Here is a 26,216-nt window from a genome sequence, read left to right on the forward strand (position 1 = left end):
ATGCAATCATTCCTGACGCAAAAACAAAAGACCCCGCCGGATCATCGGCGGGGCAAGGCATAGTGCCTTGTGTCAGGCCACAGGCACCGGCGGTATTCAGTTGTGCATCTCTGCACGGATCTGCTGGCGCAGCACGTCGATGGGCACGGTCTTGCCATCGCGTTTGAAGCACCAATAGGTCCAGCCATTGCAGGACGGCGCATTTTCCAGATGCGCCCCCACCTGATGGATCGAGCCCTTTACGTTGTCGCCCACCAGTGTGCCATCGGCGCGCACCTTGGCCTTATGGCGCTGGTTCACGGAATACAGCTCTTCGCCCGGGCGCAGCATGCCGCGTTCGACCAGTTGGCCGAAGGGCACACGCGGCTCGGCGCGTTTGCTGGCGCTGACTTCCAGCGCCTCGCGGTCGAATTTGCGGACCTTGGCGATGCGTTTCTCGGCCACCTTTCGATAGCTTTCCTCGCGCTCGATCCCGATGAATTCACGGCCCAGCATCTTGGCCACGGCACCGGTCGTACCGGTACCGAAGAACGGGTCCAGCACCACATCACCGGGATTGGTCGAGCCGATTAGAACCCGATGCAGCAGCGATTCCGGTTTTTGCGTCGGATGCGCCTTATCGCCGTTTTCATCTTTCAGGCGCTCATGCCCGGTGCAGATCGGCAGAACCCAGTCGCTGCGCATCTGGACACCTTCGTTCAGCGCCTTCAGCGCCTCGTAATTGAACGTGTATTTCGCTCCTTCACGCTTGGACGCCCAGATCATCGTCTCATGCGCATTGGTGAAGCGTTTACCGCGGAAGTTCGGCATAGGATTCGACTTGCGCCACACCACGTCGTTCAGAATCCAGTAGCCCGCATCCTGCAGGGCAGACCCCACGCGGAAGATGTTGTGATAAGATCCGATCACCCAGATCGCCCCGTTGGGTTTCAGCAGACGATGCGCCGCCTTCAGCCACTCGCGGGTGAACTGGTCATAGGCCCCAAAGCTGGAAAACTGATCCCAGTGATCATCGACCGCATCAACCTGAGAGTTATCGGGCCGATGCAACTGCCCTTTCAGCTGCAGGTTATAGGGCGGATCCGCAAAGATCAGGTCAACCGATGCCTCGGGCAGACTGTTCATCACGTCGATGCAGTCCCCGGATAGAATCGTGTTTAACGGGGGCGCCTTTGCGCCCTTTTTGGTGGTCGTAGTCATATCACTGCCTCAAGTGTCCACGGCGCTTTTGCGCTCATTTGGTTGAGACAAGGATGATTCAAACCTGATTCGCCGTCAAATTCTTTTTTGAATCAGCGACTTACGATTTACTCTTGATACAAGATATTGTGGACCGGCTTGAACGAACGTCTATGGTGTGGGGTCACGCCAAGATTTCGCAACGCTTCGCGATGTTGTTTGGTCGGATAACCTGCATTTGCCTCCCACCCATAGCCGGGATGCTGTTGCGCCAAATCCACCATCACCCGATCGCGCCAGGTTTTCGCAACGATCGAGGCCGCCGCAATAGACATCGACCGGGCGTCTCCCTTCACCACCGCTTGCGAGGGCAGCTTCATGCCGCGCGGAATCAGGTTGCCATCGATCAACAGGAAGTCGGGGGCCGGGTCCAGCGCCTCAACCGCACGCAGCATCGCCAGATGCGAGGCACGTAGAATGTTGTGCTGATCAATCTCGGCGACCGTTGCTTCGGCCACCGCCACCTCTGCCCGGGCGCGCAACGCCGCGTCCAGCGCATCGCGACGCTTGGCGGTCAGCTTCTTGGAATCGTTCAGACCTTCGGGAATATCCTCGGGGTTCAGAACCACAGCCGCCGCCACAACCGGCCCAGCCAGCGGGCCGCGACCGACCTCATCCACCCCGGCGATGCGAAGATATCCACGCGTTAGCAAGGCCCGTTCGAGTTCAAAATCAGGTGTCGACATGCCTCTGGCAAACCGCGTTTCTTGGTCGGGCGCAAGACAAAAGAAGAGGGCAGCTTGCGCCACCCTCTTCCAGCGCGGCGCTTCTTTGGCGCCACTCCTGCTCGAAACCGGTTACTGGTAAACGACGCGGTATCCTTTCTGGCGCAGGCAGGCGGGTTCGTATGCCCGTTTTACCTTTTTGCCATTCCAGAAACCAACCTTGCATTGGTGAGGCAGGCTATTGGCATATTTGTAGTGCTTCTTGAGGCAGTTCGGCCCAAGCAGCGGGTGTTTTTTCGAATAGGCGTTGAACGTGCGCAAGCAACGCTGCGGAAGATTGTAACGAGCGACTCGATTGGGTAGCGGGCGAACGTGGGGCTTATGGACCTTCTTCTTGGCGTGCTTCTTCTTGTGTTTGTGGCGCTTCTTCTCTTCTTCGCGCTTTTCATCCTGATAATGATGTATCGCCGCACCGAGAATGGCCAATGCGGCCAACCCGCCGAGAATATCTCTGGTATCCGCCGCCCGCGCCTGAGATGCGGATATGCCGGTGATGGCGACGGCGGTAGCGACGATCAGAGCGATGAATTTGCGATGCATGATGCGTGTCCTTTCGGATGATGGGCAGGCCCGGATCGGACCGCGTATTTGATGCCCCGACCCTGCGATCACCCCGCTCAGACAAGCAATAACGGCACAATGTTATCGAATATCAGGGCTGCAAACCCCTTGTGGTTATTGAATATCCGCCCAACCCATGCGCAGGATGCAGCCCATGAAACAGATCCTCTCTTCTCTGGCTCTGACGGCCCTGATATCGGTTGGGTCGCAGGCCGTCGCGGCAGATTGCTATGCCGATTACAAGGCCAAGCAGGACAATCCCCTGCGGCTGCATTATGGCGTCATGCAGGTTTCAAGCTGCAATAAAGGGTCGGCCCAGAAAGAGGTCGCGAAGCGGCTGAAATCGAATGGCTGGACCCTGTTGAACGTCATGTCCGTATTCGAAGCGGACGGGTTGGATCAAAGGAAGGCCAATGCCGGAAAATTCTATCTCCGTTACTGAAGCGCGTCGTTCGGGGGTTCGGCTGGTGGGTGCGGGGATCGCCGCCATCGTGGCCATTCTGGTGACCGCCGCCGTTTTCCTGTTCTGGACCCTGCCCGACGCCAACGCCTTCAACGCGCGCGTCGAGCGTCTGTTTGTCGAGGCTGACCTGACCTCCCAATCCGAAATCCGCCTGCTTGAGATTCTGGCCCAGTCCGGCACCGCCTTTGCCGACACGCTGTCCAGCTATCGCATGGTCATCTTCGTGCTGCTGGTCTTTGCCAGCGCCATGCTGATCGCAGCGCTGGTCTTTCTGGTCATGCTGGTGCTGTTCAACCGCCGCATGGCCCAGATCGAGCGCACTGGGATACAGGTCACCTCGCTGCTGATCAGCCGCGAGGAGAACACGGTGTACCTCAACAACATGGATTTCAAACTGACCCCGGCCGCAATGGAAACCCTATCGGTTCTTGCCGAATCCCGGCTGGATGACGAGGTTCTGTCGGGCGTGCAGATCGAGGCGATGATATCCGGCAAAAACGCCGCCGACTGTGATGAGGCCGCAGGGGCCACCCGGATCAAACGCCTGCGCGATGCACTGGGCAATCAGATGGTCAGCGAGTTGCTGGTGAAGAACATCGCCAAAAAGGGCTATATGCTGTCGATCGAAAAAGACGTCATTCAGATGGTCTGAGACGCGCTGGCTGCTGAAATTTCAGGCTTACCCTTGGAATTCCATCCGTCAGGGCCCATCCTATAGGGGCTTGGCCACGGGAGGTTGCCCATGAACGTCCACGCCACTCCGAATGTCAAAGGCTATGGGATTTCCGTCGAACCGCTGCACGGGCGGGTAGCGATTTATCGTGGCGAAACCCTGCTGGCCGAAAGCCAAAACGCCAAGGTCATGTATGAAACGCGACTGCCACCGGCGATATACATTCCGCGCGAAGACCTGTGCGTTGACCTTAGCCCCGAGACCGAGCTGCAGACTTTCTGCCCCTTCAAGGGCACCGCGACATATCACGACATCAGCCTGCCCGAAGAACGCCTGACCAACTCGATCTGGGCCTATGAAGACGCCCTGCCCGAAAGCAAGGCCATTCAGGGCCATATCGGTTTCATGCCTGACACCGCCACCCGGATCGACCTTGGCGACAACACGCTGCAGCAACCCGATGACGGCAATATCAGCGGCCCCCTGATCGACTGGCTGATGCGCGGCGCGTCCGAGGTGGACACCCCCGATGGCTTTACCAAAGCGCTGGCCGAGAAGATGCTGGAACACGGCATCGCCATTCAACGCCTCAGCATTCTGGTTTGGTCGCTGCACCCGCTGATCGCAGGCAAGCACTATGTCTGGGAAAAGGGAGAAGATGAGATCTCGACCTTCACCCCCACTTACGAAATCCACGACCACCCGGCCTTTACCAACAGCCCGCTGCGCCATGTCTCGAACGGGCTGGGGGGTGTGCGCCAACGTCTGAATGACGACAACCCGCATAACAGTTTCCCGATCATCGAGGACCTGCGCGCCAAAGGGGCGACGGACTACGTCGCCATGCCGCTGCCCTTCTCGGACGGGCGGACCAACGTACTGACCCTGACCTGCGATCACCGCGATGGTTTCACGACCGAAAACCTCGGGCTGGTTTTTGAGTGTTCCTCGGTCATCGCGCGGTTCTACGAAGTATTCATGCAACGCGAAAATGCGCAGGTTCTTCTGGAAACCTACGTGGGCAAACGCTCGGGCGCGCGGGTTCTGGGCGGCGAGATTCGCCGCGGTGACGGCGACGATATCGATGCCGCGATCATGTTCTGCGATCTGCGGAACTCGACCGCGCTGGAAGAGGAATTGGGCCGCAGCAGCTATATCACGGTCCTGAATGCCTTTTTTGAAACCGTCTCGGGTATCGTGCACGACCATGATGGCGAGGTGCTCAAATTCATCGGCGATGCTGTGTTGGCGGTGTTCCCCGCTGGCGATGAAGACGCGGCCACCGCCCGGTCTAACGCGCAACAATCGGCTGTGAAGATTGTCGAAAAGCTGGCCGAGTTGCGCAAAGGTGAGAGCGATCACCATTGCGACTGCTCCATCGGCGTCGCTTATGGGCGCGTGACCTATGGCAATGTCGGCTCGCAAGAGCGGCTGGACTTCACGGTGATAGGACAGGCGGCCAATGTCGCAGCGCGATTGGGCGAATACGGCAAAACGGTGGGCCATCGGATCGTCGTATCTCGGGATATCGAACCAGCCTGTCAGCACACGATCCCTTTGGGGGCCGTTAAGCTGCACAATGTTTCGCAACCGGTTACGTCCTTCGCCATCCGAGCGCCCGCAGACACGATATTGGACCGCTGACCAGTCCGAACTCTGAGCCCATGACGATCCAGCAGTGTGCGGCGGGCTGCTCTCGATCACTGTTGAAGCCGAGGAGCACCATCCGGCAAGAACCCTTCTTTGCCCCTCAGCCAGCCGCGCCAAGCAATATCAGCGCCGTCTGCGCCGGAGAAACTGTCGCCTGAATCTGCGCGATCTGACTACGGGCCAGATAAGTATCCGTCAGTTTTTCGATGGCATCGGCATTCGAGAACTGCGAAAGGTCCGAAGACCCGGTCAGTCGATGCAGCCGGTCCTGAAACACCTCAAGCTGCTTGTCGATATCCAGCTGGGCAAATGTCGCAGGCAGACCCAATGCCGTTTCCATCATGTTGCGCAACGGAGGTGAGCCCATCAGATCGAACCATTTTCGATTCTCGCTGCCATCCTGAGATGCGATTTCAGCCAGCGCGTGCTGCGTAAACAATGCGATCCGCATGGTGTCATCCACGTCACCCACGGCGATCTCAAACCCGGCGACAAGACTGGCTTCGGCGATCTTCTTCATGGCGTCCGGCGAACCGTTCTGACGCAGCTCGCCCGGCCCAAAGCCAAAGGCATCGGCAAAATCTCGGTACCTGCTGTCCGCCAACCGGTTTGCCAGCGCATCATCTGCCCGGGTGCCGTCCGAGAGGACCTTCTGGATGAAAAAGCGGTTATCAAGATCCTGCTGCAAACCGAACGCTCCCAGAGCCACCTGCAACAGGCGCCGGTCTGACACCAGATCCTCGACGGATCGGACCTTGCCGATATTTTCAAGGAAATACTCCGACTCTCTTTGTCGGACGGCAGAGGCAGAGTAGGTTTCAAACTGCGCGTCATATGTGCGCTGCAAAAAGCGCCAGCCCACCAGCCCGCCCGTTGGCACGACTGGCTGAAACGTCATCTTTGATACGCCATCAGGCGCTCCTCTCGTGGGAGCAGGGATCGCAACGCTTTCAGGCATTTATAGTACTGTTCAGCAACCAGAGCTTCGGTCGCCTCGGACAACACCCGGCGGCTGTCGGCGTCCGTGAAGACCTGGCTTAGCTCCTCGACCCGGCGCAGCAATTGCTGGCGCGCCTGCCCCGGTTCGGTATCACCGGACAACACCAGCTGAGCAGCATAACACACCCGGCGCACCGGGGTGTTCGCCTCTTCCGGATGGATTGCATCGCGCAGGCGCAGCACGTTAGCTTGCGGGGTCATGATCGAAAACCGGCTGCGGCGATCTCCGTTTTCAATGACCACTCCGTTGATCAGGACCCGCTCTTTCGGGGCGAGTTTCAGAACCAGTCCTCCCATCAGGTGCCCCTCATCTGACGCAGGCCGCGCAGAACCGCCATGTTGATCTCCAGCAGGGGTTCGATCGCTGCCTTGTTGCCTAGTACCTGACTGCTGTGCTGCTCGGTAAACTCGGCGAGATAGAAGATCCTAGCGCGCAGATCGTTGGGCAGTGCGTTGTCTGTATCCGCGACGCCGGTTGCCAGAACGCTCCACAAGCGGCGGTTTTCGTGCAAAGCCTGCACGAACCCCCCATAATCCGCCGCCTTGCGGGCCGCGGCCGCTTTCAGACGATGGGTGATTCTCGAGATTGCCTCATATTCCGTATCCCGCGGCGTGCGCGTCGGAGCGGCGGACTGCGCGTATGCGCGTTGAGCCAGCGTTTGCGGTGTCACTTGAAATCCTTCCAATGGTCCATCAGGGGGCGGTCAGTGCCGGGGCGCGATGGCCGCGCCCCGGGTCAGAGTTCCAATTAGCGGAACAGCGACAGGATAGACTGCGGCGCCTGATTGGCGATCGACAGTGACTGGGTCGCCAATTGCTGCTGCACCTGTAGCGCCTGCAAGCGGGCCGAAGTCTCTTCCATATCGGCATCCACCAGCGAACCGATACCCGACTTAAACGAGTCCGCCAGGTTCGAGATGAACTCTTTCTGGGTCTCGATCCGGCCCTGCGACGAACCAAAGGCCGCCGACGCGTCAATGGCCGTGTCGATCAGGGTTTCGATGGTACCCAGTGCTGCCAGGGCGCCCGCATCGGTGGAGACATCAATCGAGTCCAGAGCTCCAAGGCCACCTGCGCCCGCATTGGTGAACTGGGCCGCGACGGTGACATCACGATCCGCATCCGCGCCCGCAGCTGCGGCGCCGGTCACGAAGCTCAAGCGCCCCGGATCGCCCGAGTCATAGTCAACGGCAACACCTGTCACACCCAGAGAGTCGATCTTGTTCTTCAGACCCACAGCCACAATCGCGTCGGTATAGGCTGCGTCATAAGTACCCGACGGATCCAGGTCTGCATCCTGAATGGTGTAGGTTGCCACCTGATCGCCAACGGTAATGGACACCTTGTCGCCCGCTTCAAAGTTGTCGGTCGAGCTATCGATTACGATATCACCGGTACCGCCGGCCTTATCCATCGTGAAACCAGCCGTGTCGTTGTCGGTGGTCACGTTATCCGAACCCGCAAGAACACCTTTGGCCGTGTATCCGCCAACCGAAAGGTCCTGTGCAGCAACGCTGATCGACGAGGCCGTGACGTCACCGGCTGCATCCCGATCGAGCGACGACAAGATAGAAGCCGGACCCGAAGACCCGTTTACCAGGTTCAGACCGTTGAACTGGGCCGCTCCGACAACAGATTCGATCTGGTCCTTCAACGCGCTTACGTCTGCGTTGATCTTGCCACGATCCACGTTGTCTTCCTGCGCCGCGACGATCTTGCCTTTCATCTGGTTCAGCAGATCGGTCACGGTTTCAGACGCGTTCCGGGCCACCGCAACGGTCGATTCACCCAGCGCCAGGCTGTCCTTGATCGCGTTGAAACCATTGACATCAGACTCCATCACTTTCGAAATCGCCCAAACGGCCGAGTTGTCCTTGGCCGTGGCGACGTCCTTGCCGGTCGAGATCGCGTTCTGGGTCTGCGCGAGGTTCTTGTTGACCGATTTCAGTGTCTGCAGCGCAACCATCGCGCCGTTGTTTGTCAGAATGCTGGACATATTTGTCATCCTTTTCGTGTTCGGGCGCATTTGACGCCCATGTTGGACCCGCCACACCGGCAGGCATTCTGTCGTTCTGACCTTTGCGTTATGCCTTGCGGCCCTCGCGCCATCCGCTGATTTCGGATGCAACGCCACCTTGACCCCCGATCCCCTAACGGAGTGCTAAGACACCTCCGCGCGAAATTTCGGATTTGAATCAAACCTGGCCTAGGCGCGCTTTTCCAATTTCGCTCGATCGCGCATGGCAAACCCCTGACGTTGGCCCGAGGCATCATAGGTGCTGAATTCCTGCCGAACGCGGCGCAGCTCCGACATGCGTCCCGCCACTGCGCGGATGCCTTCTGCCGCGCTATCCAGCAAGGCCTGATTGCGCTCGACCTTTTTCTGCACCCGGATCAAATCAGCGGTTTCCAGAACATCCAGCACGCCGATTTCTTGTATCAGCCTCTCCTTTTCGGGCGTTGTCTCACCCAGAACATTAAGGTCGCCCTGCATCAGCGCCACGCGCTCGGCATCCAGAAGGGTCTCGAGCGCGTCGATCCGATCATTGCTCATCCGGTCTCTCCATCATTGCGTTGAAAAGAAGTTCCGACAGGCCGATACCGCCCGCCTGTGCAATCTGCTGCGCCTGCTGCTGCACCAGGAACGAGGCGAACTGATCCTCACCCGCGCCGCCACCAAAAGAGTCGCGTGCAGCACCAAGCCCCGCAGATTTCAACATCTCGGCCAGAAAAACAGCCTCGAGCCTGACAGAGGCGGCTTTCATGCTCTGCGCCGTTATCGCCGGTTGAGGTGCGGCCGCCGTGTTTGAACTGATCATCGGTTTCTCCGAAAATTGCTTCGAACTTTCGTGATCAAAGGGCAAAGCGGTTAAAATAAACGTAACCTCCGTGGCTGCATGATGCTGGGCAGATTGAACGGAGCCCGAGCAAGAATGCCCAACGCGCTGACATTGACAATGACCGCCACAAGAGCCGGAACCGCGACCTCCCGCAGCACCGAACAGGGCAGCGACGGCACATTTGCTTTCGAGGATGCGTTAAATGAAGAGGCCGGATCGCAGGATGCCACGCCCGACACCGAAGCGGACGTTTCGACCAATCCCGATTCGGTAACCCCGCAGACCCAGGACGAAACCGGGATCGTACCGAGCGCGCCTCTTGATTCGAAACTGGTTGAGCCTGTCCTATCGCAGGCTCACAACTCTGCGGCGCACGTGCCGGGCAGCCAACCGGACGTCACGGTGGAGGAAACTGGCCCCGCTGGTGCGCATGCAGACAGGGCGCAGCCAGCGGTGACCCAATCCCCTGCCGCACAACCCTTTCGCACCGCTGAGCCCCCGGTCGCAAAGCCAGAGCCGCTCGTGCCTGACAGGAATCCGGCCATCAACGATCCGCCCGACCATGGACCTGTTGTTGTCGGCGCTCAGAATATGCGTGAACCGGTGACTCCGCAGGCCCTGAGTCTGACATCCAAGCTGCAAGCGTCGTCGAACCAGATCGAACGGCAAGCAAATCGTTCCATCAGCGTTGAAGCCGTCGGGAAAATCGCTGTCGCAAGCCGGGTCACGCCGCAGACCTTGGTTCCGCCGCCTGCAGGACAGGCTGTGCTGGCTCAGGTTTCAAGTGCAGCGCAGACCAGAGATGCGGTCGAGGCGCTTTCATCCCCGGAAAGCGATGAACTTCCCCCGCTCAGGGACGGGCCCTCCGGACAGACCATGCGGGATATGCCCTCTGGTCTTCCACCTGCCGCCGCGCGGGCCGAGACCACGCGCGCCGTTGCTGGTCAACTGGCCGCCGTTATCTCGGCGCGACCAGGTGCGGGCGGCGTGGAAATCGCCCTGAACCCCGAAGAACTTGGTCGCGTTTCGATCACGCTGAATGGCCGGGATGACGGGATGCATCTGATCATCATGGCCGAGCGGCCGGAAACTTTGGACCTGATGCGGCGGCACATGGCAATTCTGTCCGCCGAGTTCGAGCGGCTGGGTTATGGCGACCTTTCCCTTGATCTGGGTATGTCCGGAGATGCGCCGCATGACGGCGACACATCCCAACAAGACCCTGCGTTCTCACCAACCGAGGCAGGGGACACCGCCGAAACCCTTGCCCGCCCGATTCCCACCAGCCCCGAACAGGGCCTGGATATGAGGCTTTGACCCATGATCCCAGCAATCTCTGCTGCCGGGCAGACCGGCGCACCCGTCAATGCGGAACAAAACACGCAACGCTCGGCACTCGCCTCGGATTTTGAGACCTTTCTGCGCATGTTGACCGTACAGGCACGGAATCAGGATCCGCTTGAACCACTGGATTCCTCGGAATACGCCTCGCAACTGGCGCAATTTTCGATGGTTGAACAGCAGGTTAAGGCCAACGAGCTTCTCTCTGGGCTGACGCAGGTTCTTGGCGCAGTTGATCTGAACCAACTGGCGGGCTGGGTCGGAATGGACGTGAAAGCTGCAGCGCCGTTTCGGTTTGAAAACAGCCCCATCACCCTGTTTGCACAAGCGAACCCCGCAGCGGACCGAGCCGAGCTGGTGATCCGGAACGCACAGGGCACAGAGGTCGACCGCATCAAAGTCCCAACCGATCAGAGCGCATTCGACTGGGCCGGAGCCGATGGCTCGGGCCAGCCCCTGCCCGCCGGCACCTATGCCGCCTCGCTGGAAAGTTTCAGCGGAGACAAGTTGCTATCTAACGCACCCGCAGCGGTCTTCAGCCGCGTGGTCGAGGCTAAAACGGATGACGGCACCGTGGCACTGACGCTCGACAGCGGGGCCGAGGTGCTGGTCAGCGAAGTCACGCAAATCCGCACGGGCGCTTGATCTGGGCGACAGAGCGGGCCAAAGCTTGGCCCAGCGCGACTCACCCACAGAACCGGGGCCTCTTCTGTCTGATCGAAACCAACCCCCAATTGGCCTGATCCAGCAACTTGGCGCCGAAGGGCTGATCAGGCCCGGTGCTCGGTTCAGAACACTATATGGCGGACGGACCAATCAGGTCTGGAGGGTACTCTCGGGCAACAGCGACGCAGTGCTCAAGCTTTACACTTCAGCCCTGCGCAACCCGCTGTTTCGCAACGACGCAATGCTCGAAGCCCGGTGTCTGACCGCGCTCGGCGACACTGGCTTTGTGCCCAACCTCCGCGGAACCGGCACGTTCGAGGCCGCCGATTGGGTCTATTACGATCACGCACCGGGCACGCCATGGCAGGATCGGGTTGAAACCGTCGCACAGTTGCTGAGACGTCTGCACCAGTCACGGGTTGAGGTCGACGCCCCGCCCGGATGCAATGGCAGCGATGATCTCGACCAGCACACGCAGCGAATCCTGGCCGCCTGTCCCTCAGGGGAAAAAACGCGGCTGATGGCGGCGCGACCGCAAACCCCGGTCGGGCCTCTGGCGCAAAGATGCCTGATCCACGGCGACCCCGTTGCGGGCAACATTCTGCAGGCCCCTTTGGGTCTGACGCTGATCGACTGGCAATGCCCCGCCTTTGGCGATCCCTGCGAGGATCTGGCGATGTTTCTGTCACCTGCAATGCAACAGCTTTACCGCGGCGCGCCCCTAACTGACAGCGAGATGCGGGACTTCCTTGTGGCCTACGACCGCCCGGACATCACCGAACGCTACCTTTCGCTGCGCCCCTGGTACGCCTGGCGCATGGCTGCCTATTGTCTCTGGCAGATCGAACACGGGGCCCCCGACTATGCCCGTGGCTATGAGCTCGAAATCACCGAGCTCACGACATACTCAGTCGGCTGATGGCCCGCGCGATCGGTCAGCGCATCCTCTCCAGCAGCATCAGCGACGGATAGCCGTCCGGCACCAGCCCCTGCGCTACCTGATAGGCCCGCACCGCATTGACCGTGTTCGGGCCGGTGCGCCCGTCGATGCCCTGCGTGTCAAACCCGGCACGGGTGAGGCGTTGCTGCAACTCCTTGCGCTCGGTGAAGCTGAGGATCCGGTCGCCGCGCGGCCATCCGGCCTGAAATGGCCCGCTTCCGGCAAGGCGGTCGGACAGGTGGCCGATCCCGATGACATATGCGTCGGCGCCGTTATAGGCCTCAATCACTTGGAAATTTTCGAAGACCATCAGCGCGACACCCCGTCCACCCGCGGGCAGCAGGATCGCAGCCGGGCCATGATCCGGGATCGCCCGGCCATTATGCGCCACCACCCCGCGTGCGGCCCATTCCGACGGCAGCCGCAGATGATCCCGCCGCGCAGTGGCGTAATCGAACCCCTCAGGCAAAGTCACCTCAACCCCCCATGGCTGACCCTTTGTCCAGCCATGCCGCGCCAGATAGGCTGCCGCCGAGGCCAGCGCATCCGTGGGGTCATCCGACCAGATATCGCGCCGCCCGTCGCCATCGAAATCCACCGCATGATCCAGAAACGACGTCGGCATGAACTGCGTATGCCCCATCGCCCCGGCCCAACTGCCCATCATGTTTCCCGCACCGACATCCCCGGCCTGCACGATCCGCAGGGCCGCAATCAGTTGCGTTTCAAAAAACGATGCCCTCCGTGCATCAAAGGCCAGCGTCGCAAGCGAACGGATCGTCTGGTTGCTGCCTCGGAAGGATCCGAACGAGGTTTCAAGCCCCCAGATGGCAACGACGACCTCTTTTTCGACGCCATATTGCGCCTCGATCCGGGTCAGCGTCTCTTGGTGCCGCTGCAGCCCCGCGCGACCATTTGTGACGCGCGTGTCCGAGACGGCGGAATCCAGATACTCCCAGATCGGTTTGGAAAACTCGGCCTGGTTGCGGTCACGCCGGATAACGTCCTTGTCGTATCGCAAGCCCGCAAGGGCGTGATCCAGCGTGGCCGCCGAAATACCCTGGGCCATGGCGCGTTCACGGAACGCACCCAACCATGCCTGAAACCGCGCGTTGCCCTCAGCCGACACGGGACGCGCCTTTACTTCGGGTCGCACAACCGGCCGGATCGACACTGTCACATCCGCCGAGGCCAGTTGTACGTTTTCGACCTGAGGCCGGGCCAGAGGTCGTATGGATTTGTCCGCTATATCCGCCTGCACTATGGATGCCCATAATGCAGCGGTCATGACGCCGCTTGCGCATTTATGCATTCCGTTTTTCCTGATTACTGCTCGGGTTCAGGATAGCGCAGTTTGGCGATTTCACAAAGCGCTCAAGTCTGCGCTGCCTGGTCCTGTGCATCGCGTTCGGCACGAATACGCGCAATGGCATCCCGCAGCAGAGGCACACGATTGGGACGAAAGCTGTGATCGGTGATGGTCATCTCGTGCATGCGGTCCAGCCGGAACACCCGGAAATCACGCCGCAGATGGCACCAGCTGAGCAGAACGCTGGCGCGATCCATGTAAACGATGCTTAGCGGATTGACCTTTCTGCGGGTGGCCGCGCCTTTGGCATCGGTATAGGCAAACTCGACCGCACGCTCGTCCCACGCGGCCTGCCGCAGCTCGGCAACCTCGATGGTTGGCGTTGCAGGCCGGTCGAAACGCGTTGCGGTCAGCACCGCATGGCTCAGCCGGTGCGACTGGCGCGGCGGCAGCCGCCCCTGCAACTTCCGCAGCGCCGCGCTGGCCGCGTCCGACAGGGCCGGATCGCCGATCAACTGCACCTCACGCAGACCCAGAACCAGCGCTTCCAGTTCGTCATTGGTAAAGCCAAGCGGCGGCAGAGTGGCGTCTTCGATCAGGGTAAAGCCAAACCCCGCCTCGCCATCGATCACCGCACCGAGCCCACGCAATGCCTCGATATCCCGATGGATCGTCCGCGGGGATACGTCCAAGTCCTGCGCCAGTTGAACCGACGTTCTGGGCGACGGGCCAGAACGCAGGGCTTGCATCAATTGGAACAGGCGGGCGGTGCGAGACATGGTGACAGTTAACCTAACTCTGATGACGGAAACTGTCATCAGGTCGATGTATCCATCCCTCATCCCTATGATGGAGCACAACATGCTGACCCTACTCACCTTCCCCTCTGCCTTTGGCCAGTTCAGTGCCAGCCCGTTCTGCGTCAAGACCGCCCTGATGTTGCAAAGCGCAGGCCAACGCTGGAAGCGGTCCGATATGCTGGACCCACGCAAGATGCCGCATCAGAAGCTGCCGGTCCTGCGCACGCCCGAGCGGCTGGTCCCCGACAGCGACCTGATCCGCGAGTGGCTGGAGGCACAGGGGGCCAATTTCGATGCCGGTTTGAGCGACGTACAGAAGGCCCACTCCCGCGCGCTGATCCGTCTGGCCGAGGAACATCTGTATTTCCACATCGTGCAGGACCGTTGGGCCAATGATGAGGTCTGGCCGATCCTGCGGGATACGTTCTTCACCATGATCCCGGCGCTGATCCGCAAACCTGTGGCCAATTCGATCCGCAAATCGGTGCTCAAAGGGCTGTCATTTCAAGGCGTATCGCGGTTTTCACCGGCCGAACGGCACGACAGGCTGGAACGCGATCTCGACGCGATTTCGGCCTATCTGTGGCAATCCCCCTATTTGGTGGGCGATTCCCCGACCTCGGCTGACATGAGCGTCGGTCCCATGCTGGCGGCGATGCGCGCGACGCCTGCGGATACTCCGCTGACCCGCCGGATCAAACAGGATAAGCTGCTGGACAGTTACGTGACCCGGATGGAGCAGGCGATCCCCCTATGACGCCCTTTGAAAACCCCGAAGTGGCCGCCGCTTATGATGCGCTGCCGGAGAAAACCCGCGCCGGGGCCTTGGCCCTGCGCGGACTGATCTTCGAGACTGCGGCGGCCCTGCCCCGCGCCCAGCCGCTGCAAGAGGCGTTGCGCTGGGGCCAGCCTGCCTATCTGGCACCAAAAGGCTCCACGATCCGGTTGGGCGGGCATAAGGCGGCGCCTTTTGCGCTGTTCGTGCATTGCCAGAGCCGGTTGATGGGCGAGTTCACCTCGGCCTTTCCCGGCGAGGATCGGATCGACGGCAACCGGGCGGTGTTGTTTGACGATCCCGCGCAGATCGACGCCACGCGTCATGGCTGGCTGATTGCGCGGGCGCTGACCTATCGCGTTAAGGGGAACGCCTGAGAAAGACGCATCACCTCTGACGGCGTTTGCGTTCGACCTTGCGCTTGATCTTGTCTTTCTTGCGCTTGTTGCTGGCCGCCTTGCGCCGCGTCGCCCTTTTGGCCGGTCCCCGCCCGCGCGGCAGGGCCTGATCGTCGATGGACAGCAATTCCAGCTCCAACCCACCGGTAACCGGTGTCGCCGCAGTCAGCCGCACAGTGACACGCTGGCCGATGGCGATAATCAGGCCGGTGTCCGACCCCATCAGCGTCCCGGCCTCGCGGTCGAAATGGAAAAACTCGCGCCCCAAAGACCGCACCGGAACCAACCCATCCGCGCCGGTTTCATCCATCTTCACGAAGGCCCCAAAGCGCGCTATGCCGCTGATCCGGCCCGAGAACTCGTTGCCCACCCGTTCGCTGAGATAGGCGGCCAGATAGCGGTCGGTTGTATCCCGTTCCGCCATCATGGACCGGCGTTCAGTGTCCGAGATATGCGTGGCGGTTTCCTCCAGCCGCCCGATTTCATCCTCGGTCAGCCCGTCCTTGCCCCAGCCATGGGCCGAAATCAGCGACCGATGCACGATCAAGTCGGCATAGCGGCGAATGGGAGAAGTGAAATGCGCGTAATTCCGCAGCGCGAGGCCGAAATGGCCAAAATTCTCGGGGTTGTAATAGGCCTGCGCCATCGAACGTAGCGTGGTCAGGTTGATCAGCTCGGCATCCTCGGTCCCCGCAGCAGCGTTCAGCAGCGCGTTCAGGTGGCGGGTCTGCAGCCCCTGCCCTTTGGCAAGATTCAGCCCCGCCGCCTGAGCCGTTTCCCGCAGGCTCTCCAGCTTTTCGGGCGCGGGTTCTTCGTGGACGCGGAACAGCAGCGGGTGGCGCTTGGCGATCAGCGTTTCCGCAGCGGCCACGTTGGCGAGGATCATGAATTCTTCAATCAGCTTATGCGCATCCAGCCGGTCGCGGAAGGCCACACCGGTCACTTCACCGGTGTCGCTGAGCACAATCTGGCGCTCGGGCAGGTCCAGTTCCAGCGGCTGCCGCTCGGCCCGCGCCTTTTTCAGCGTGGCATAGGCGGCGTAGAGCGGCCTCAAGACCGTCTCCAACAGTGGCCCGGTGCGGTCGTTGGGCGTACCGTCGATAGCTTCCTGCACCTCGGCATAATGCAGAGACGCAGCCGAGCGCATCAGGCCGCGCACAAAGCGATGGCCGATTTTGTTGCCGTCTGCGTCGATCTGCATCCGCACCGCGATACAGGCACGCGGGACGCCTTCGTGCAGTGAACACAGATCACCCGACAGACGATCCGGCAGCATCGGCACAACACGGTCCGGGAAATAGCTGGAATTGCCCCGCTTGCGCGCCTCGCGGTCCAGCGCGGTGCCGGGCTGCACATAGGCAGCGACATCGGCAATAGCGACCCAGATCACATGGCCGCCGGGGTTCTTGGGGTCATCATCCGCATGGGCATAGCACGCGTCGTCATGATCCCGCGCATCCGAGGGGTCGATGGTCAGCAGCGGCATGTCCCGCAGGTCCTCGCGGCCCTTCAGGCCGACGGGTTTGGCCTTATCGGCCTCATCGATCACCTTGTCAGGGAAGTCATCGGGGATACCGTGCTGATGGATCGCGATCAGCGAGACCGCCTTGGGCGCGGTGGGGTCACCCAGCCGTTCGACAATCCGCGCGCGGGGCAAGCCCATACGGTTCTTGGGTCCGGCCTGCTCGGCCTCGACAAGTTCCCCATCCTTGGCACCCAGCAAAGCCCCTTCGGGCACCAGCCATTCGTTTTGGCCGGCCTTGTCGATGGGCACGATACGCCCACCCTCGGCCCCTTTGCGGAAGATGCCGACGATCTTGCGCGGGTTGGTCCCGATGCGGCGGATCAGGCGGGCTTCGTAGTTGTGGTCTTCCTCATGCACCACGGTCAGGCGGGCCAGAATACGGTCGCCCTCGCCCAAAACCGGGTCGCTGGCGCGGGTGATCAGCAGGACGATGGGCTCAACCCCTTCGCCATGCCATTCCAGCGGGCGGGCAAACAGATCCCCGTCGGCGTTCGGGGCCTTCACCTGCAGCACACTGACCGGCGGCAGCCTGTCCGGATCGCTATAGCTGCGTTTGCGCTTTTCCAGATGGCCGTCCGCCTCTAGCTCGCGCAGAATGCGCTTCAGGTCGATCCGCGCCGCGCCCTTGATCCCAAAGGCCTTGGCGATGTCACGTTTCGAGGTCAGGGTGGGGTTCGCCGAGATCCAGTCCAGGACCTCCTGCTTCGAGGGGATGCGAGTCATATCTTCGGCCTAGCACGGGTCTGCGACGGCGTCATGACCAAAAAGCGCTCAGGGGTTCAGATCGGCCACCGTATCCACGTCGCGCAGATGATCCAGCAGCGCCACCCGAAGGCCGGGCACCGAGGCCAGCGTGTCCGCCAGCGCATCTTCGGTCGACCAGCGCACATTACTGAACAGGCTCGAAGGCAGCGCGGCGTACCGTTGCGCACCGACCAGCCAATAACCGCCGTCAGGTGCCGGGCCAAACACCATCTGGGCTTGACCCAACACACCAAAGGCACCCGCGATATGATCGCGCGTGATATCTGGAATATCTGCCCCGATCAGGCAAACCGGCCCCTTCGGCATGCCGCGCAGCATCCGCCCCATGCGGTCGCCCAGATCACCCGGCCCTTGCGCCGCGCGCGGCAGGTCGGCAGGCCAGATACGGCTGCTCAGCCCCTCGCGATCCGGTGAAACCGCCAGCACGATCTGCCAGCGCGGGTCACGCAATCGGCGGATCAGCCTGCGCGTCTGGTGACGAAACCACCACGCCGCACCGACCATGCCGATGTCGCGGCCCAGCCGGGTCTTCACCCGCCCCGGGCGTGGTTCCTTGACCATGATGACAAGGGTGCGCCTCACCCCAGATCCAGCGCCATGTCGCGGTGATCGATCCCGGCATCGTCATAGACCGGGCCATAGGCGGTAAAGCCCAGCTTTTCGTAGAACCCGATCGCATCGACCTGCGCGCCCAGCTTGACGGTGCGGATGCCTCCCTGCGCTCGGGCGACCTCGATTGCCCTCTGGATCAGCGCGACGCCCAGCCCGGTTCCGCGCGTCATCTGCCGGACGCACACCCGGCCGATTTTGGCGGTGTCGTCCAGAAACACCACCCGCGCCGTGCCCACCGCAGCCCCATCAAGATGCGCCAGAAGATGCGTCGCCGTCTCATCCAGCGCGTCGCGCTCCTCTTCGATGGGCACATTCTGTTCCAGCACGAATACCTCATGCCGCAGGGCATAGCAGGTGTCATGGTCGCGGGTGATATCAACGGTGGCTGTCATCGGAAATACTCCTGCAGGATGCGGGTATAGACCGCCTTGAGCTGATGAATGTGGTCAACCTCGACGCATTCATCGACCTGATGCATGGTGCGGCCCACAAGGCCGAATTCGACAACCGGGCAATGCGCCTTGATGAACCGCGCATCCGAGGTGCCGCCTGTTGTGGATAGTTCGGGCTGAAGGCCGGTTTCCGCCTCGACCGCGCGGGCCACCAGATCCGACAGCGGGCCGGGCGGTGTCAGAAAGCTCTCGCCTGAGATCTTGATGCGGGTATCGACTGTAACGCCAAAGGTCTCGGCCACTTGTGCAGCCTCGGATCTCAGCCAGTCACTAAGGCTGGCCCCCGAATGCAGGTCGTTGAACCGGATGTTCACCGCACCGCTGCATTGGGCCGGGATGACGTTGGTCGCCGCGTTACCGGTGTCGATGGTCACCACGGCCAGCGTCGAGGCATCGAAATGCGCCGTCCCCTGATCCAGTTCATGACTGGCCAGCCGGTCCATCAGTCGCGCCATCGCCGGCAGCGGGTTCTTGGCCCGGTGCGGATAGGCCGAATGCCCCTGCACACCGGTCACCGTAAACCACGCGGTCATCGAGCCCCGCCGTCCGATCTTGATCATCTCGCCCATGCGCTCGGGACAGGTGGGTTCACCCACCAGACAGACCGACATCCGCTCGCCCGTCTGATCCATATGATCCAGCAGAGCGGTTGTGCCGTCCAATGCATCGCCTTCCTCGTCTCCGGTGATCGTCAGGATGACAGCCCCGTCGGGCGGCGTGTCTCGGACGAAATCAATGGCGGCCGCGGCAAAGGCCGCCACGCCCGATTTCATATCTGTCGCCCCGCGCCCGTACAACACGCCTTCGTGGATTTCGGCCCCGAAGGGCGGACGTGTCCATGCAGCTGCATCGCCCACCGGAACAACATCCGTGTGGCCATTGAAACCGAAGCTGCGCGCGTGGTCCTTCCCGCCCCAGCGCGCAAACAAATTGCTGATGCCGCCGCGATCCACGCGCGTGCACTCGAACCCCGCCTCGGACAGCACACGGTCCAACAACAGCAGGGCGCCGCCTTCCTCGGGTGTGACCGATGGGCAACGGATCAGGTCTGCGGTTAGCTGGACAGGGTCGATCATGGCGGGCCTTTCATGGCTGGGGGTGCCGGTGTTCCCGCACAGATTCAACGAATTGACCGGATTGCCAACCCCGAAGCGGCAAAATTCCGGGGCAAACGGGCCGTGATCTCGGTTTGACACCCCAACAAAACATGCGACCTGACCCGGCGATCATCTTGCCGCGCTGTGATAAATTGCGATAAGGGGCCGCGAAACAGGTGCCGACCCATGACCCGCAGCCTCTTCGCATTGATCTGCCTGACCTTCGCCGTCTTCGCGCAGCAGAGCCAGGCCCAGACCCTGACGGTTACCACGGTGACCCGCCCTCCGTTCTCTTCTGTTGAAGACGGAGCGCAAACCGGATTCTCGATGGACCTTCTGGCCGCGCTGGCCGAGTCGCTGGGCTGGGACTACGACATCAACCGCGTCGAAACCTTCGGCGAGATGCTGGGCGCGGTGCAGGATGGCAGCGCCGATCTGGCAATCGCCAATATCTCGATCACGGCGGCGCGCGAGACGCAGATGGATTTCAGTCAGCCGATCTTTGAAGCGGGGCTGCAGATTATGGTCCCCTCGGACGCCGCGCGCAGCCCGTCGCTGCTGCAGGCGTTACTGTCGCGCGAATTGTTCATCGCCATCGGGCTGGCCTTTGCCATCCTGCTGGGCGGCGGGATGCTGATGTGGGGGTTCGAGCGCCGGGCGCAGCCCTATTTCGACCGCAAACTAAACGAGGCCTGGTTCCCTTCGTTCTGGTGGGCGTTGAACCTTGTGGTCAATGGCGGGTTCGAGGAACGTATGCCGCGCACCCCGTTTGGCCGCCTGCTGGGCGTGGTGCTGGTGGTGTCTTCGCTGTTCATCGTGTCGGTCTTTACCGCGCGCATCACCTCGGTCATGACGGTGGATGCCATCACCGGCAACGTGAACTCGGTCAATGACCTCTATGGCAAACAGGTTGGCACCATCAACGATTCAACCGCGGCCAGCTTTCTGAACCGGCGCGAGATCGACTTTACCGGCTATGCCGGACTGCAGGAGATGCTGGAGGCCTTCCGAAACAAGGACCTGGATGCGGTGGTGTTCGACGCGCCCATCCTGTCTTACTTCGCCAGCCATGATGGGCGCAGGATCGCCTCGATGACCGGTGGGATTTTCATGCGCGAAAACTATGGCATCGCCTTTCCGACCGGTTCGCCTCTGGTTGAGGACGTCAATCAGGCGCTGCTGTCGCTGCGTGAAGATGGCACATATGACGAAATCTACCGCAAGTGGTTCGGCAGCCGGAACTAGGCCTGCGCCTCGTCGCCGAAAAACGGTGTCATCTGCGCGACGATCACCGCATTCTCGTCCAGTGCGCGTTGCATCAGGGCGCGCTCGTCCGGGTCGATCTCATGCCCCTGCGCCTCACGCTCGGCCAATGTGCCATATCCCGTGACATCCAGCGGCGCGGTGTCGGCCTGTTTCAGGATCGCCACCGTCTCGCGCACCGCCTCGGCCTCGTCCACGCCGCTGGCAAAACACATCAGCGCTGCCCCGGTGGCGCCTTCGGGCAGCCCGTCGCCCTCTTTCCGGCCGATCTGGACGAGAAGGGTATAGACTTGCTGGCGCGACAGTTTCTTTTTCTTTTCCATAGTTGGGGCCATAGCCCTGCGCCCTTGCCCGGTCAAGCAATTGCGCGAACGCAGACAGGTCGTCATAGTGACCACGCCGCGAATGAGCAAAGGTGCCATATGACCTATCCAGATTTCATCACTGACTTTCCCAGCCTTGACGTCCCCTTTCCCGAAGACGTGGTGCAAACCGCCGTCATCCGTTCGGACGCCGGGCTGGTGGCGTTTTTCACCTTCCTGCAGGACTTTGAACTCCCCATACATTCGCACAAAGCGCAATGGGGCACCGTGGTTGAGGGTGAGATCGAACTGACCATCGGGGATGAGACCAAAACCTATGGCCCCGGCGACAGCTATTCGATCCCATCAGGGGTTGAGCATGGGGGTAAGATCAAAGCGGGGTCGCGGGTGATCGATGTGTTCGAGGAACCCGATCGTTACCCAGTCAAAAGCTGAAAAAAAGGCCGCAGCACTAAGCTGCGGCCCCACATTCGGATACTGGCGGTTCAGTCGCGCAGCAGCTCATTGATCCCGGTCTTGGACCGGGTCTTTTCATCCACGCGCTTCACGATCACCGCGCAATAGAGGCTGATGTTGTTCTTCGATGGCATCGAGCCCGCAACGACCACCGAATAGGGTGGCACCTCGCCATAGGTGACCTCGCCGGTTTCGCGATCGACGATCTTGGTGGACTTGCCGATGAACACGCCCATGCCCAGGACCGAGCCTTCGCGAACGATGCAGCCCTCGACCACTTCGGAGCGGGCACCGATAAAGCAGTTGTCCTCGATGATAGTCGGACCGGCCTGCATGGGTTCCAGCACGCCACCGATGCCGACGCCGCCCGAAAGGTGCACGTTCTTGCCGATCTGCGCGCAGGACCCGACGGTGGCCCAGGTGTCAACCATGGTGCCCTCGTCCACATAGGCCCCGAGGTTCACGAAGGACGGCATCAGCACCACGCCCGGGGCAACATAGGCCGACTTGCGCACCACGCAATTCGGCACGGCGCGGAACCCGGCGGCCTGCCATTGGTTCTCACCCCAACCGGCGAACTTGCTGTCCACCTTGTCCCACCAGCCACCAGCCTGCGGGCCTCCGGTCTGGATTTCCATGTCCTTGATACGGAACCCCAGCAGAACCGCCTTCTTGGCCCACTGGTTCACATGCCAGTCACCGCTGTCCAGCTTTTCGGCCACCCGCAACGAGCCGCTGTCCAACGCGTTCAACGTATCCTCGATCGCCTCTCGCGTCTCGCCCTTGGTGGCGGGGCTGATGGTGTCGCGCGCCTCCCAGGCGGCTTCGATGGCGGCTTCCAATTGGGCGTTGGACATTTCGGGGCTCCCTGAAGAATCTGTTCACGTTCGTTTGGCGTATAAGCAAGGCCAAGCCGTGCTGCAATGCGACGTAGAACGCGCGAATTGCGTCTGTTTCCCGGATCGTCAGCCTGCAAACGGGTCCGGCGCGATGTTGCCGCCACAAACCAGCACCGCCACACGCTCGTTCGGTGCGGGCTGATACGCGCCCGAAACAAGTGCCGCCAGCGCGGCTGCGCCCGCGGGTTCCACGAGGATGCGGTGCGCCTGCCACAAGCGCTTTTGCGCCTCGGCGATAGCTGCATCCGACACCAGAACCGACTCCATCCCCTGCGCCAAGTCAAAACAAATCGACCCGATCCGCCGCGCGCCCAGCGCATTCGCGGCAATGCCCGAGACCGAAACGTCAACCGGCTCACCTGCCTGCAACGCGGCATTCAGTGCGCATGAAGTCTCGGGCTCGACTGCCACAACCTTGCGCGCGCCCTGGAACCACGCCAGCGCTCCGGCGATCAGGCCGCCACCACCGACTGCGACCAGAACGGTATCGGCCTGTAGCCCCTGCGCCTCCCATTCGGCAAAGCAGGTGCCCTGCCCTGCCACGGTGGCAGGGGCGTCATAGGCATGGATCTGCATCGCGCCGGTCTCGGCTTCATGCGCCTGCGCGCCCATCAATGCATTGGCATATTCACCGGATACAACGCTCAGATCGGCACCGGTTTGCTCGATCAGAGCGATCTTGGATGGCCCCGCCAATTCCGGAACGAATATCTTGGCCGGATGGCCCAGCGCCTTCGCTGCATAGGCCGCCGCGGCCCCATGATTGCCGCCCGAGGCCGCCACGACCCCGGCCTCGGGCACATCGGAACTCAGCAACGTATTAAACGCCCCACGCGCCTTGAAGCTGCCGGTGTGCTGCATATGCTCCAGCTTCATCTCAACCGGATAGCCCAGCATCTGGCTTTCCATTACCGGCGTCACTTGCGCATAACCGGCGATACGCGCACGCGCAGCGGATATTTCACTCTTCCAATCCATTACTTGTCTTTCCGTGACTGGCACTCTGCCCGCGAACCCTATAGCTGTTTGGGAAACACGCAAGCAGGGATCGATCACCCATGAGAGAAGACCGCCTCAGCCCCTTCCGCGACGCGCAGACCGACCGTTCGACCGCCAGTGAGGTGCCAGACACGCCGCAGACCCGTTCCCCGGCCTATCGCCTTGCCTTCGCCGATGACGATTTCCTGTGCCGGGACGAGCTGCGCCCGGTACGCCTGCAGCTCGAGCTGCTAAAACCTGAGATGATCATGTCCGAGCGTCAGATCACCTCGACCATCGTCATGTTCGGCGGCGCGCGCATCCCCGAGCCATCGCAGAAACACACCGCGCGGACAGAAACGCTGGCAGGGCTGTCGCAGTATTACGACGAAGCGCGCGAGTTCGCCCGGCTGATGACCGAAAAGTCGAACGAGACCGGCTGCCGCGAAAACGTTATCGTCACCGGTGGCGGCCCCGGTGTGATGGAGGCCGGAAACCGCGGCGCGCAGGACGCGGGCGGCTGTTCCATCGGGCTGAACATCGTACTGCCGCATGAGCAGGCGCCGAACCTGTATGTGACGCCCGATCTCAGCTTCAACTTCCACTATTTCGCCATCCGCAAAATGCACTTCCTGATGCGCGCCCGCGCCATCACCATCTTCCCCGGTGGCTTCGGTACCATGGATGAACTGTTCGAATCGCTGACCCTGATCCAGACTGGCCGGATGGAGCGTGTGCCCTTCCTGCTGTTTGGCCGCGAATTCTGGGAAAAGGTCATCAACTGGGAAGCGCTGGCTGACGCTGGAACGATTTCCGAAGAAGACCTCGATCTGTTCCGGTTCGTAGATACGGCGCAAGAGGCGGTTGAGATCATCGAGAACTGGGAACCCGCCCCGCCCCGTGACGAAATCCCAGGGCGCTGAGTCATGGCCCCCAAGACCGGAGAGATGCTGCACCTGCGCGGGAACGCTCTGAACAAGGGTGAGCCGGTGGCGCTGCCGCTGACCCAAAGCAGCATGTACCACCTGCCGGGTGCACCGGACGGGCACGCGACCTATGGCCGGGTCGACAATCCCACATGGGTGCAGCTGGAACACGTCCTCTCGCATCTGGAGGACGCGCCCTGCCTCAGCTTTCCGTCCGGGATGGGGGCGATTTCGGCAGCATTGTTTGCCACTCTGCAGGCAGGGTCGCGTCTGCTGATCCCATCGGACGGCTACTATGTCACCCGCCTGCTGGCTGATCGCTTCCTGTCGCGTCTGGGTGTCGAGGTCGAGGAACGCCCCACCACCGCCTTCACCCAAGGTGGATTTGACGGGTTCGATGTGGTCTTTGTCGAAAGCCCCTCGAACCCCGGTCTGGACATGATCGACCTGCGCGCCGTGGCGGATCAGGTTCGGGCCACCGGTGGTGTGACGATTGCCGACAACACCACTATGACTCCGTTGGGGCAGCGCCCGCTTGATCTGGGCATCGACGTGGTTGTGTCCTCCGACACCAAGGCGATGGGCGGGCATTCGGATATGCTGATGGGCCATGTCGCCAGCCGCAACCCGCAGATCATGGAACGGGTTGAGGAGTGGCGAAAGGTCTCGGGCGCAATCCCCGGCCCGCATGAGGCATGGTTGCTGCATCGCGGGCTTGAGACGCTGGACGTGCGGTTCGACCGCATGTGCGCCTCGGCGCAGGTACTGGCGGAACGGCTGGCGGCACATTCCGCCGTCAAACACGTGCGCTATCCCGGCCTGCCGGGTGATCCGTCGCACGAATTGGCCAAGGCGCAAACCACGCGGTTCGGGTTCCTGCTATCCCTGACACTGGACAGCGAAGAAAAGGCCGAAGCCCTCATCAACACCTGCCCTCTGCTGCGCCCCGCGACCTCCTTCGGCGGCGTCCACAGCTCGGCCGAGCGTCGTGCGCGCTGGGGCGACGATGTCGATCCCGCCTTCATCCGCCTGTCGGTCGGATGTGAGCCAGTCGAAGAACTGTGGCAGGCGATCGAAGCGAGCCTGAACGCGTTATGATTTCTTCCGGGGCTCACGCAGTTCGGTGAATACATAGATCGGCAGCACCACGCTGGCGATCAAAGCCCCCAACCAGACCAGCAGCGTTGCCGCCAACAGGTTCGAGAGACCGCCAATGGTCAGCCCGTTTGTCACCAGATCGGTAACCAGCAGGCCCACAAAGGTCACGATCAACGCAATCCCGCCCTTGATCGACGGCGCGCGTTTCTCGCCCAGCTTCAGGATCAGCGGCTCGGCCACAACCTGCACAAGGGTGAAAACAATCACCACCACGATGAACGAGATCGGACGGATCGCAAATTCCGAAAGCAGCAAAGCCGCCAGCAACAACCCGATGGCATTCCCGGCCAGCAGGGCCAGAACCGACTTGAGTCTGCGCGTCATGAAAACACTCTCCGTCAATGAACACTCTCAAACATCCTGATATTAACAGGGCCTGCGGA

General features: G+C 61.4%; 31 protein-coding genes. 12 read left to right on the forward strand and 19 right to left on the reverse strand.

The window, feature by feature from the left end:
- Nucleotides 1-96 precede the first annotated feature (96 nt).
- The 3 genes from ACR0J1_RS06390 to ACR0J1_RS06400 all read right to left on the reverse strand — a co-directional run bounded on the left by ACR0J1_RS06390 (nt 97) and on the right by ACR0J1_RS06400 (nt 2,504).
- Complete coding sequence (locus tag ACR0J1_RS06390) at nt 97-1,200, reverse strand: DNA methyltransferase (protein WP_480731512.1); 1,104 nt, start codon at nt 1,198-1,200, stop codon at nt 97-99.
- A 107-nt stretch (nt 1,201-1,307) separates the two neighbouring features.
- Complete coding sequence (locus ACR0J1_RS06395) at nt 1,308-1,925, reverse strand: ribonuclease HII (protein ID WP_480731514.1); 618 nt, start codon at nt 1,923-1,925, stop codon at nt 1,308-1,310.
- A gap of 111 nt (nt 1,926-2,036) precedes the next feature.
- Entirely contained in the window at nt 2,037-2,504 is a 468-nt protein-coding gene (locus ACR0J1_RS06400) for a hypothetical protein (protein WP_480731516.1), read from the reverse strand.
- Between the two features lie 175 nt (nt 2,505-2,679).
- Here ACR0J1_RS06400 and ACR0J1_RS06405 point away from each other — a divergent pair, with 175 nt between their 5' ends.
- The 3 genes from ACR0J1_RS06405 to ACR0J1_RS06415 all read left to right on the forward strand — a co-directional run bounded on the left by ACR0J1_RS06405 (nt 2,680) and on the right by ACR0J1_RS06415 (nt 5,305).
- Nucleotides 2,680-2,967, forward strand: a complete 288-nt coding sequence (locus ACR0J1_RS06405) for a hypothetical protein (protein WP_480731518.1) — start codon at nt 2,680-2,682, stop codon at nt 2,965-2,967.
- Nucleotides 2,939-3,640 (forward strand): winged helix-turn-helix domain-containing protein, encoded by a 702-nt coding sequence (locus ACR0J1_RS06410; protein ID WP_480731520.1) that lies wholly within the window; start codon nt 2,939-2,941, stop codon nt 3,638-3,640. Before ACR0J1_RS06405 ends, ACR0J1_RS06410 begins: the two co-directional genes overlap by 29 nt.
- A gap of 90 nt (nt 3,641-3,730) precedes the next feature.
- Nucleotides 3,731-5,305, forward strand: a complete 1,575-nt coding sequence (locus ACR0J1_RS06415) for a DUF427 domain-containing protein (protein ID WP_480731522.1) — start codon at nt 3,731-3,733, stop codon at nt 5,303-5,305.
- A gap of 106 nt (nt 5,306-5,411) precedes the next feature.
- Here ACR0J1_RS06415 and ACR0J1_RS06420 read toward each other — a convergent pair whose 3' ends face one another.
- The 6 genes from ACR0J1_RS06420 to ACR0J1_RS06445 form a co-directional block, all read right to left on the reverse strand.
- Nucleotides 5,412-6,209: a DUF1217 domain-containing protein gene (locus ACR0J1_RS06420; RefSeq protein WP_480731523.1), complete on the reverse strand. Its 798-nt coding sequence runs from the start codon at nt 6,207-6,209 to the stop codon at nt 5,412-5,414.
- The gene (flbT, locus tag ACR0J1_RS06425) at nt 6,206-6,607 is read right to left on the reverse strand and encodes a flagellar biosynthesis repressor FlbT (protein WP_480731525.1); all 402 of its coding nucleotides are present in this window, start codon (nt 6,605-6,607) and stop codon (nt 6,206-6,208) included. Before flbT ends, ACR0J1_RS06420 begins: the two co-directional genes overlap by 4 nt.
- Complete coding sequence (gene flaF / locus ACR0J1_RS06430) at nt 6,607-6,981, reverse strand: flagellar biosynthesis regulator FlaF (RefSeq protein WP_480731527.1); 375 nt, start codon at nt 6,979-6,981, stop codon at nt 6,607-6,609. Before flaF ends, flbT begins: the two co-directional genes overlap by 1 nt.
- A gap of 77 nt (nt 6,982-7,058) precedes the next feature.
- On the reverse strand, nt 7,059-8,306 hold the full coding sequence (locus tag ACR0J1_RS06435) for a flagellin N-terminal helical domain-containing protein (RefSeq protein WP_480731529.1): 1,248 nt from the start codon (nt 8,304-8,306) through the stop codon (nt 7,059-7,061).
- A 210-nt stretch (nt 8,307-8,516) separates the two neighbouring features.
- Nucleotides 8,517-8,864, reverse strand: coding sequence for a flagellar biosynthesis protein FlgN (locus tag ACR0J1_RS06440; protein ID WP_480731531.1), 348 nt, complete (start codon nt 8,862-8,864; stop codon nt 8,517-8,519).
- Nucleotides 8,854-9,129, reverse strand: a complete 276-nt coding sequence (locus ACR0J1_RS06445; RefSeq protein ID WP_480731532.1) for a rod-binding protein — start codon at nt 9,127-9,129, stop codon at nt 8,854-8,856. Before ACR0J1_RS06445 ends, ACR0J1_RS06440 begins: the two co-directional genes overlap by 11 nt.
- A gap of 138 nt (nt 9,130-9,267) precedes the next feature.
- Between ACR0J1_RS06445 and ACR0J1_RS06450 the strand changes: the two genes are divergently transcribed.
- The 3 genes from ACR0J1_RS06450 to ACR0J1_RS06460 are packed head-to-tail and all read left to right on the forward strand — an operon-like array spanning nt 9,268 to nt 12,076.
- Nucleotides 9,268-10,467 (forward strand): flagellar hook-length control protein FliK, encoded by a 1,200-nt coding sequence (locus ACR0J1_RS06450; protein ID WP_480731534.1) that lies wholly within the window; start codon nt 9,268-9,270, stop codon nt 10,465-10,467.
- A gap of 3 nt (nt 10,468-10,470) precedes the next feature.
- Nucleotides 10,471-11,136 carry a flagellar hook capping FlgD N-terminal domain-containing protein gene (locus ACR0J1_RS06455; protein ID WP_480731536.1) on the forward strand — a complete coding sequence of 222 codons (666 nt, stop codon included), beginning with the start codon at nt 10,471-10,473 and terminating at the stop codon, nt 11,134-11,136.
- Nucleotides 11,137-11,161: 25 nt separating this feature from the next.
- On the forward strand, nt 11,162-12,076 hold the full coding sequence (locus tag ACR0J1_RS06460; RefSeq protein WP_480731538.1) for a phosphotransferase: 915 nt from the start codon (nt 11,162-11,164) through the stop codon (nt 12,074-12,076).
- A gap of 16 nt (nt 12,077-12,092) precedes the next feature.
- Here the strand turns inward: ACR0J1_RS06460 and ACR0J1_RS06465 are convergent, their stop codons facing one another.
- The gene (locus ACR0J1_RS06465) at nt 12,093-13,409 is read right to left on the reverse strand and encodes a lytic murein transglycosylase (RefSeq protein ID WP_480731540.1); all 1,317 of its coding nucleotides are present in this window, start codon (nt 13,407-13,409) and stop codon (nt 12,093-12,095) included.
- A gap of 62 nt (nt 13,410-13,471) precedes the next feature.
- The gene (locus ACR0J1_RS06470) at nt 13,472-14,185 is read right to left on the reverse strand and encodes a helix-turn-helix transcriptional regulator (RefSeq protein ID WP_480731542.1); all 714 of its coding nucleotides are present in this window, start codon (nt 14,183-14,185) and stop codon (nt 13,472-13,474) included.
- An 82-nt stretch (nt 14,186-14,267) separates the two neighbouring features.
- Here ACR0J1_RS06470 and ACR0J1_RS06475 point away from each other — a divergent pair, with 82 nt between their 5' ends.
- Together ACR0J1_RS06475 and ACR0J1_RS06480 are read left to right on the forward strand one after the other, a co-directional pair.
- Nucleotides 14,268-14,963 (forward strand): glutathione S-transferase family protein, encoded by a 696-nt coding sequence (locus ACR0J1_RS06475; RefSeq protein ID WP_480731544.1) that lies wholly within the window; start codon nt 14,268-14,270, stop codon nt 14,961-14,963.
- Nucleotides 14,960-15,358, forward strand: coding sequence for a DUF1801 domain-containing protein (locus ACR0J1_RS06480; protein ID WP_480731546.1), 399 nt, complete (start codon nt 14,960-14,962; stop codon nt 15,356-15,358). The genes ACR0J1_RS06475 and ACR0J1_RS06480 overlap by 4 nt, the downstream gene beginning before the upstream one ends.
- A gap of 10 nt (nt 15,359-15,368) precedes the next feature.
- On the opposite strand, the gene rnr is transcribed toward ACR0J1_RS06480, so the two are convergent.
- From rnr to dapE, 4 genes are read right to left on the reverse strand one after another with little or no spacing between them, the layout of a single operon-like run.
- Nucleotides 15,369-17,627: a ribonuclease R gene (gene rnr / locus ACR0J1_RS06485; protein WP_480731548.1), complete on the reverse strand. Its 2,259-nt coding sequence runs from the start codon at nt 17,625-17,627 to the stop codon at nt 15,369-15,371.
- A 48-nt stretch (nt 17,628-17,675) separates the two neighbouring features.
- Nucleotides 17,676-18,251: a TIGR04282 family arsenosugar biosynthesis glycosyltransferase gene (locus ACR0J1_RS06490; RefSeq protein ID WP_480731549.1), complete on the reverse strand. Its 576-nt coding sequence runs from the start codon at nt 18,249-18,251 to the stop codon at nt 17,676-17,678.
- On the reverse strand, nt 18,248-18,673 hold the full coding sequence (locus ACR0J1_RS06495; protein ID WP_480731551.1) for a GNAT family N-acetyltransferase: 426 nt from the start codon (nt 18,671-18,673) through the stop codon (nt 18,248-18,250). Before ACR0J1_RS06495 ends, ACR0J1_RS06490 begins: the two co-directional genes overlap by 4 nt.
- Nucleotides 18,670-19,809, reverse strand: coding sequence for a succinyl-diaminopimelate desuccinylase (gene dapE / locus ACR0J1_RS06500; RefSeq protein ID WP_480731553.1), 1,140 nt, complete (start codon nt 19,807-19,809; stop codon nt 18,670-18,672). The genes ACR0J1_RS06495 and dapE overlap by 4 nt, the downstream gene beginning before the upstream one ends.
- A gap of 207 nt (nt 19,810-20,016) precedes the next feature.
- Between dapE and ACR0J1_RS06505 the strand changes: the two genes are divergently transcribed.
- A complete protein-coding gene (locus ACR0J1_RS06505; protein WP_480731554.1) occupies nt 20,017-21,075 on the forward strand; it encodes a transporter substrate-binding domain-containing protein in 1,059 nt (352 codons plus the stop codon).
- Here the strand turns inward: ACR0J1_RS06505 and ACR0J1_RS06510 are convergent.
- Nucleotides 21,072-21,416, reverse strand: a complete 345-nt coding sequence (locus tag ACR0J1_RS06510) for a hypothetical protein (RefSeq protein WP_480731556.1) — start codon at nt 21,414-21,416, stop codon at nt 21,072-21,074. The genes ACR0J1_RS06505 and ACR0J1_RS06510 overlap by 4 nt on opposite strands.
- A 99-nt stretch (nt 21,417-21,515) precedes the next feature.
- Between ACR0J1_RS06510 and ACR0J1_RS06515 the strand changes: the two genes are divergently transcribed.
- The gene (locus ACR0J1_RS06515) at nt 21,516-21,851 is read left to right on the forward strand and encodes a cupin domain-containing protein (protein ID WP_480731558.1); all 336 of its coding nucleotides are present in this window, start codon (nt 21,516-21,518) and stop codon (nt 21,849-21,851) included.
- 50 nt (nt 21,852-21,901) lie between these two features.
- Here the strand turns inward: ACR0J1_RS06515 and dapD are convergent, their stop codons facing one another.
- Together dapD and ACR0J1_RS06525 are read right to left on the reverse strand one after the other, a co-directional pair.
- Entirely contained in the window at nt 21,902-22,729 is an 828-nt protein-coding gene (gene dapD / locus ACR0J1_RS06520) for a 2,3,4,5-tetrahydropyridine-2,6-dicarboxylate N-succinyltransferase (protein ID WP_480731560.1), read from the reverse strand.
- A 108-nt stretch (nt 22,730-22,837) separates the two neighbouring features.
- On the reverse strand, nt 22,838-23,749 hold the full coding sequence (locus ACR0J1_RS06525) for a threonine/serine dehydratase (RefSeq protein ID WP_480731562.1): 912 nt from the start codon (nt 23,747-23,749) through the stop codon (nt 22,838-22,840).
- 80 nt (nt 23,750-23,829) lie between these two features.
- Between ACR0J1_RS06525 and ACR0J1_RS06530 the strand changes: the two genes are divergently transcribed.
- Nucleotides 23,830-24,672 carry an LOG family protein gene (locus ACR0J1_RS06530; protein ID WP_480731564.1) on the forward strand — a complete coding sequence of 281 codons (843 nt, stop codon included), beginning with the start codon at nt 23,830-23,832 and terminating at the stop codon, nt 24,670-24,672.
- 3 nt (nt 24,673-24,675) lie between these two features.
- Nucleotides 24,676-25,773, forward strand: coding sequence for a cystathionine gamma-lyase (locus tag ACR0J1_RS06535; RefSeq protein ID WP_480731566.1), 1,098 nt, complete (start codon nt 24,676-24,678; stop codon nt 25,771-25,773).
- On the opposite strand, the gene ACR0J1_RS06540 is transcribed toward ACR0J1_RS06535, so the two are convergent.
- Nucleotides 25,768-26,157: a hypothetical protein gene (locus ACR0J1_RS06540; RefSeq protein ID WP_480731568.1), complete on the reverse strand. Its 390-nt coding sequence runs from the start codon at nt 26,155-26,157 to the stop codon at nt 25,768-25,770. The two genes, ACR0J1_RS06535 and ACR0J1_RS06540, sit on opposite strands and share 6 nt — an antisense overlap.
- Nucleotides 26,158-26,216: the final 59 nt, after the last annotated feature.

The organism is Ruegeria sp. CJ3 (assembly GCF_056536725.1).

Bases quoted from the DNA above. Each gene is read 5' to 3' on its own strand.
- ACR0J1_RS06515 (WP_480731558.1), top strand. From the start codon at position 21,516: ATGACCTATCCAGATTTCATCACTGACTTTCCCAGCCTTGACGTCCCC.
- ACR0J1_RS06415 (WP_480731522.1), top strand. From the start codon at position 3,731: ATGAACGTCCACGCCACTCCGAATGTCAAAGGCTATGGGATTTCCGTC.
- ACR0J1_RS06535 (WP_480731566.1), top strand. From the start codon at position 24,676: ATGGCCCCCAAGACCGGAGAGATGCTGCACCTGCGCGGGAACGCTCTG.
- ACR0J1_RS06480 (WP_480731546.1), top strand. From the start codon at position 14,960: ATGACGCCCTTTGAAAACCCCGAAGTGGCCGCCGCTTATGATGCGCTG.
- ACR0J1_RS06420 (WP_480731523.1), bottom strand. From the start codon at position 6,209: ATGACGTTTCAGCCAGTCGTGCCAACGGGCGGGCTGGTGGGCTGGCGC.
- ACR0J1_RS06405 (WP_480731518.1), top strand. From the start codon at position 2,680: ATGAAACAGATCCTCTCTTCTCTGGCTCTGACGGCCCTGATATCGGTT.
- ACR0J1_RS06395 (WP_480731514.1), bottom strand. From the start codon at position 1,925: ATGTCGACACCTGATTTTGAACTCGAACGGGCCTTGCTAACGCGTGGA.
- ACR0J1_RS06475 (WP_480731544.1), top strand. From the start codon at position 14,268: ATGCTGACCCTACTCACCTTCCCCTCTGCCTTTGGCCAGTTCAGTGCC.
- ACR0J1_RS06530 (WP_480731564.1), top strand. From the start codon at position 23,830: ATGAGAGAAGACCGCCTCAGCCCCTTCCGCGACGCGCAGACCGACCGT.
- ACR0J1_RS06435 (WP_480731529.1), bottom strand. From the start codon at position 8,306: ATGTCCAGCATTCTGACAAACAACGGCGCGATGGTTGCGCTGCAGACA.
- ACR0J1_RS06495 (WP_480731551.1), bottom strand. From the start codon at position 18,673: ATGACAGCCACCGTTGATATCACCCGCGACCATGACACCTGCTATGCC.
- rnr (WP_480731548.1), bottom strand. From the start codon at position 17,627: ATGACTCGCATCCCCTCGAAGCAGGAGGTCCTGGACTGGATCTCGGCG.
- ACR0J1_RS06400 (WP_480731516.1), bottom strand. From the start codon at position 2,504: ATGCATCGCAAATTCATCGCTCTGATCGTCGCTACCGCCGTCGCCATC.
- ACR0J1_RS06525 (WP_480731562.1), bottom strand. From the start codon at position 23,749: ATGGATTGGAAGAGTGAAATATCCGCTGCGCGTGCGCGTATCGCCGGT.
- ACR0J1_RS06510 (WP_480731556.1), bottom strand. From the start codon at position 21,416: ATGGAAAAGAAAAAGAAACTGTCGCGCCAGCAAGTCTATACCCTTCTC.
- ACR0J1_RS06540 (WP_480731568.1), bottom strand. From the start codon at position 26,157: ATGACGCGCAGACTCAAGTCGGTTCTGGCCCTGCTGGCCGGGAATGCC.
- flbT (WP_480731525.1), bottom strand. From the start codon at position 6,607: ATGGGAGGACTGGTTCTGAAACTCGCCCCGAAAGAGCGGGTCCTGATC.
- ACR0J1_RS06470 (WP_480731542.1), bottom strand. From the start codon at position 14,185: ATGTCTCGCACCGCCCGCCTGTTCCAATTGATGCAAGCCCTGCGTTCT.
- ACR0J1_RS06505 (WP_480731554.1), top strand. From the start codon at position 20,017: ATGACCCGCAGCCTCTTCGCATTGATCTGCCTGACCTTCGCCGTCTTC.
- ACR0J1_RS06390 (WP_480731512.1), bottom strand. From the start codon at position 1,200: ATGACTACGACCACCAAAAAGGGCGCAAAGGCGCCCCCGTTAAACACG.
- ACR0J1_RS06440 (WP_480731531.1), bottom strand. From the start codon at position 8,864: ATGAGCAATGATCGGATCGACGCGCTCGAGACCCTTCTGGATGCCGAG.
- dapE (WP_480731553.1), bottom strand. From the start codon at position 19,809: ATGATCGACCCTGTCCAGCTAACCGCAGACCTGATCCGTTGCCCATCG.
- dapD (WP_480731560.1), bottom strand. From the start codon at position 22,729: ATGTCCAACGCCCAATTGGAAGCCGCCATCGAAGCCGCCTGGGAGGCG.
- ACR0J1_RS06410 (WP_480731520.1), top strand. From the start codon at position 2,939: ATGCCGGAAAATTCTATCTCCGTTACTGAAGCGCGTCGTTCGGGGGTT.
- ACR0J1_RS06450 (WP_480731534.1), top strand. From the start codon at position 9,268: ATGACCGCCACAAGAGCCGGAACCGCGACCTCCCGCAGCACCGAACAG.
- ACR0J1_RS06455 (WP_480731536.1), top strand. From the start codon at position 10,471: ATGATCCCAGCAATCTCTGCTGCCGGGCAGACCGGCGCACCCGTCAAT.
- ACR0J1_RS06445 (WP_480731532.1), bottom strand. From the start codon at position 9,129: ATGATCAGTTCAAACACGGCGGCCGCACCTCAACCGGCGATAACGGCG.
- ACR0J1_RS06465 (WP_480731540.1), bottom strand. From the start codon at position 13,409: ATGCATAAATGCGCAAGCGGCGTCATGACCGCTGCATTATGGGCATCC.